This window comes from Candidatus Frankia alpina, assembly GCF_902806485.1.
Classification (GTDB): Bacteria; Actinomycetota; Actinomycetes; order Frankiales; family Frankiaceae; genus Frankia; species Frankia alpina.
On record NZ_CADCWT010000362.1, the window covers coordinates 1 to 3,499 of the forward strand.

Annotated in this window: 4 protein-coding genes and 1 pseudogene; 1 reads left to right on the plus strand and 4 read right to left on the minus strand. The window is 69.8% G+C overall.

Features of this window, described 5'->3' with window-relative positions; all coding sequences use genetic code 11:
• From G6R25_RS22595 to G6R25_RS22610, 4 genes and pseudogenes are all read right to left on the minus strand, one after another.
• Nucleotides 1-193 (minus strand): annotated as a pseudogene (locus G6R25_RS22595) (GGDEF domain-containing protein); the annotation flags it as partial.
• A 362-nt stretch (nt 194-555) separates the two neighbouring features.
• On the minus strand, nt 556-1,221 hold the full coding sequence (locus G6R25_RS22600; protein WP_163554493.1) for a DUF305 domain-containing protein: 666 nt from the start codon (nt 1,219-1,221) through the stop codon (nt 556-558).
• 94 nt (nt 1,222-1,315) lie between these two features.
• Entirely contained in the window at nt 1,316-1,813 is a 498-nt protein-coding gene (locus G6R25_RS22605; protein WP_235949459.1) for a hypothetical protein, read from the minus strand.
• Nucleotides 1,814-2,066: 253 nt separating this feature from the next.
• Entirely contained in the window at nt 2,067-2,678 is a 612-nt protein-coding gene (locus G6R25_RS22610; protein WP_163554495.1) for a TetR/AcrR family transcriptional regulator, read from the minus strand.
• A 257-nt stretch (nt 2,679-2,935) separates the two neighbouring features.
• Between G6R25_RS22610 and G6R25_RS31015 the strand changes: the two genes are divergently transcribed.
• A partial coding sequence (locus tag G6R25_RS31015; RefSeq protein WP_473246929.1) for an NAD(P)-dependent alcohol dehydrogenase occupies nt 2,936-3,499 on the plus strand: 564 nt, incomplete at its 3' end.

The following is a 3,499-nucleotide window of genomic DNA, read 5'->3' on the forward strand; positions in this document are numbered from 1 at the left end:
CTGCGGCCTGCGCCGCGTGGTCGCATGCCGCCAACCAGCTCATGCCGGGTCGGACGGGGAACAGGGCTACCCCGGTCGCGGCGCTGCGGCGCCACGCCTCGTTGAGGCGGGTCACCGTCCCGTCCGGTCCGAGCACCGCGACGAGGGAAGGGAGGGAGTCGAACACGGCCGCCGCGAGGTCATCGGTGGGCACGGAGCTGGAATCCTTCCGGCTGCCGCACCGTGGCGTCGGTTTGGCGCAGGGCGCGTCCTCGACCCGCACGGCGCGGGAGATGTGCCGTGGGACCGCGCCGGCCGGGTATCTCCCGTACCGGGTAGGGCTGCCGCGGCGGTGCCTTTCCGATCCTCGGGCGGCTACCGACGAGTGGATTCCGTTTCGTCGAACGGTGTGCCACGAAAGGTGGTGGTGAGGGAATCGAGTGTGCAGGGGTAGTGAATGTGCCGGCGTGTCGGCGCGCCCCGGCGCGGCGTGGGCTCGGCGGGAACCGGTTGGGCTCGGCGCGACGGGATGGCGGCCGCTGTCGCAGCCACCATCCCGTCCTTGCGCAGGACCGGTCAGATCTTGGTGAGCAGGTCCTGCATGCTGCTGATCTCGGCCGTCTGGGTGCGTCGAATGTTCTCGGCAAGCTGTTTTGCCGACGTGTGGAGGCCGTCACGGATCTCGGTCTTCGCCATGGTGACGGCGCCCTGGTGATGTTCGATCATCATGGCGAGAAACATCTCGTCGAAGGCCGATCCAGTTGCGTCCCTCAGGGCGGTCATGCCCGCACTGGACATCATTCCCTCCATCGAGGCGTGCGGTGCCACGGTTTCCGTTCCGTGATCGGCCATGCCGTGATCAGCCATACCACCGTCGCCCATACCGTGGTCATCCGAGCCGTGGCTGGAAACAACGCCCGCGTCGGCCGGGGGAGCGGTGGGCTGTCCCCAGCCGGTGAGCCAACCCGCCATGGTTGCGATCTGGGGCGCCTGTGCGGCTCGGATCCGCTGTGCGAGGGACCTGACCTGCGGGTTCTGAGCGCGGGACGGGGCCAGTTCGGCCATCTCGATGGCCTGCCGATGATGCGGGATCATTTTCTGGGCAAAGGCGATGTCGGCCGCGTTGTGGCCATCTTTGGTGGTCGTGGCAGTGGTGGGCATGGCGCTGCTGCCCCCGCTGCCGCAGGCGCTGACGGTGACTGCGGCGAAAAGCGCCGAAATAAGCAGAATGAGTCGTCTCATGCTGAAGTCCCTCGTCCTCCGGATGCGTGTGGATCCGAATGCCGGGCCGCCGGGCGGGAGTCGTCGAGGACGCACGCCGGCTGAGCCGGTCGGTCTACACGCGCAGCACGCAGAGGCGGGCGAGCGAGGGCGCACGGGGGCGAGGTAGCCCTCCCCCAGGGGGCGACCGCCCGGGTCGGCAGGGCAGCGGGCGTGCGCGGGTGCGTGCGCCGACGGCCGCCCGGACGGCGCGGGCGAGCAACAGGGTGGCGAGCAGGATGCCCGCCACCCGAAGGAATGCCAGGCACAGTTGGCCCACGTGTCCGCCGTGACTCGCGGCCGGGTCCGGAGCCAGGGCCACAGGCGCGCCCTCGAGACCGGCCGGGTGCCCGAGGACGGGCCGCTGGTGCGCTGCTCCGCCGTGCGGCGCACCCGGCCGGCTTCCCGCGGCGATCAGCGGGCCGTCAGAGCCGCAGAGTCCGCCTGGGTGGCGGTTGGGGTCGACATGGGTGAACAGGCCCCCATGCATGAGCAGAATGCCGAGGAGCACGGGCGCGAGGATCGCGAGATACGGCCCGCACCCGATGATCTGTCCGCGGGCCCTGACGCTCACCGTTGCATGATGCCTGAGGGGGCGTGCCTCGGCGGGATCCGACGCCACCTCCGATCCGCACCACCCTTGGGTGGTGGCGGGCTGGGCCTGGTGGCCGGCGCCGGGAGCTTTGTTCGGTCGCTGCGATCGGTGTAGTGCGGTGCCCGGTTACAACGGGCGCAATTAGGTATGCCCGTTGTTGTGTGGTTGAGCGGCCTGGTTGGCCATTCCGAGCGCCCCAATTGGCCGCGCGCGGCCTTGAGGTGGGAAACGACTAGGGCGCCTCACGGTTTGTAGCCGCACGATGGTGCCGATGCGGGCGGATGCCGTCGATTGCGATGTCCAGCAGCCGGCCCGCCCGTCCGTCGTCGTGATGCTCGGTCGCGAGCGAGATGGCGCTGACGAGTGTGAGCAGGTCCTCGGCATGGACGCCGGGACGCACGGCGCCTGCCTGTTGTGCCGCGTGCAGGAGTTCGCCGGCCGCGTTGGTGATCATCATTTTGCAGCTGTCATTCTGCTGCAGCAGGTCGGTATCCCGGCCGTCGTGCAGCAACGAGGCGGCCAGGCCACGGCTGGCCGCCGCGTAGGCGTTGAAGTCTCCCAGCCAGGAAAAGAGCGCGGCGCCGGGCTCGCTCTCTTCGGCGCGCTCCTGGGCCCTGGCACAGAGGGCTTCGACGCGGTCATGGAAGACGACTTCCAGCAGGGACCGCCGGGAGGGGAAGTGCCGGTGCAGGGTTGCCGAGCCCACCCCGGCGTGGCGGGCGATCTCCTCCAGGGAGGCGCCGGCTCCGTGGGCCGCAAAGGCCTCCTGGGCGGCGGCGAGGATGCGTTCGTAGTTGCGCCGGGCGTCCGCCCGCAAGGGCCGTCGCGCCGTGCTGTCGGACACAGCGACCTCCTGTCTGCATCAAGTGGGGTGGCTCTTCGGTTATCGTAGTCGACGGAAAATAGGGTGCCACCCCACTTAAGCTTCGAGAAGACAGCCAGGAGAGATCATGCGTGCCGTTCAGTGCGATCGATTTGGCCCGCCCGAGGTGCTGCACATCACCGGGGTGCCTACACCGCACCCCGGACCGGGAGAGGTGCTCGTCGAGGTACACGCCGCGAGCGTGGACGCGGGGGAGATCGCCTTCCGCGCGGGCAGTGATGCGCAGACTCATCCGTGCCAGGTTCCCCCGCGGCACGGGCGGAGACTTCGCCGGCCGGGTCACGGCAGTGGGCTCCGGCGTTCACGCGTGGCATGCTGGAGACGCGGTGTGGGGGCTCATGCCGCACTTCGCCTTCGGAGCCATCGCCGACTACGTCACCGTGCCCGAGCAGCGACTCGCCCGGGCGCCGAAGAACCTGGGCCTCCTCGAAGCCGCCGCCCTTCCGGTGTCGGGCACCACCGCCATGACCGCTCTGACGGACAAGGCACACCTCGCACACGGCGAACGGCTCCTGGTCCGTGGCGCCACCGGGGGTGTCGGCAGCATCGCCGTGCAACTGGGCAAAGCCCTCGGCGCCCATGTCACCGCCCTCGCCGGGGCCCGTAACCTCGACTGGGTCAAAGAACTCGGCGCCGACGCGGCCCTGGACTACCGCACGACCCGGCCGGAAGACCTCGGCCGCTTCGATGTCATCGTCGACGTAGTAGGCACCGATCTTGGCGCCTACCGGGCGCGGCTGACTCGGCGGGGACGCATGATCGCACTCGCCTTCGACCCGGAC